Source organism: Paramaledivibacter caminithermalis DSM 15212, assembly GCF_900142245.1.
Lineage (GTDB): Bacteria > Bacillota > Clostridia > Peptostreptococcales > Caminicellaceae > Paramaledivibacter > Paramaledivibacter caminithermalis.
Genome location: NZ_FRAG01000149.1, coordinates 1 through 1,212, shown reverse-complemented (window position 1 = coordinate 1,212; position 1,212 = coordinate 1). Strand labels below are relative to the sequence as shown.

2 protein-coding genes are annotated in these 1,212 nt (G+C 35.3%); both read right to left on the bottom strand.

The annotated features are described in order from the left end of the window. On the bottom strand, positions 1–718 hold a 718-nt coding region (locus BUB36_RS18970), incomplete at its 3' end, for a hypothetical protein (protein ID WP_131821390.1). A gap of 67 nt (positions 719–785) precedes the next feature. Next, the coding region (locus BUB36_RS19965; RefSeq protein ID WP_165613158.1) for a hypothetical protein at positions 786–1,212 on the bottom strand (427 nt) is incomplete at its 5' end.

The window sequence follows — 1,212 nt, the reverse complement described above, 5'->3', positions numbered from 1 at the left end:
GCTTAGATTCCCAATAGTATTCTATTATCTCCCCCTTTGTGGTGTAGGAGTTTCCACCAAACAGGGAAAAGGTTTCTCCTTTACTGACTGTGTCTGGAGCATTTATAATGGCTTTTATTTCGGCTGGCTGTTCCTCATCTTCTTCAACTGTAATTAATATAGATACAAAATAGCACCAGTACTCATTTCCATCGGCTAATATCTTTACTGCTCTTTGAATACCATTCCACGACCAGTTTTGCCACCATTCAAAGGTTTCTTGGCTTGATTTCACATCGTCCATAACTGCTAAGTAAAATTCGTAATTACCTGCTTCATCTAATGTAATGGTGTCTATTAAACCATATTGGCTTCCACTCATTACCCTTGCTTCTTCCCTACCTGACGGGGTTACATATTGAAAATCCCATTTTTCTATATCTGTTGCCTGAGGACTTAAAACACTTATATCTCGAACTGATATTGTATCCCCAACCTTTGCATATCCTTGTGGGTAACTGTTATTTGTAGCATTTAATGTTTCATCGGGTGAACCATCTTGATGATGTATTATTATCCTCATTCCTGCTTCTGGTTGCTTCCTAACATCTTTAGGCTTAGGAACTGTCCTATAGTCTATAACATCTCCTGCATAAGACTTAAAATCTTGAAGCTTTAGTAAAGGCAATGTGTTTACAAGCAGTATAATAATCAATATCTTTGCTATAATCCTTCCCATTTCCTATATTTCACCCCCTTTCTAAATTTTGTATTATATAAAAGGATAATATTATATTATCCCTTTACTACCAAAGTGGTTCTGTAGCTACAACCTTCTGAATGTATTCCTTTTCTATATCCTTTGTTTCATTTCTTATTACCACTTTAACCTCTGCTACGTCTCCTACCTTAGTATAAAGTCCTGTATTGTATGTTTTTTCTGGTGTATAAAATACACAAAAATTCCATTCCCAATCAATATCATGCCAATCAGTATAATCCATACGTATCCACCCTTTACTACCTAATCCATATGGATAATTCATTTCTGGATGCTCTTCTCCATTTAACGTAAGGACTATAAATCTTATTTTATATTCATCACCACTGTTTTGGTATTCTTCCTTATTGGCTAATTGAAGATAACAATGGTAGGCACCCTCACAAGTAGCAGGTACAACTTCAAATTCTGGCTCTATAAAATCTTTATTTCCTTGTTTCTTACTATCTCCA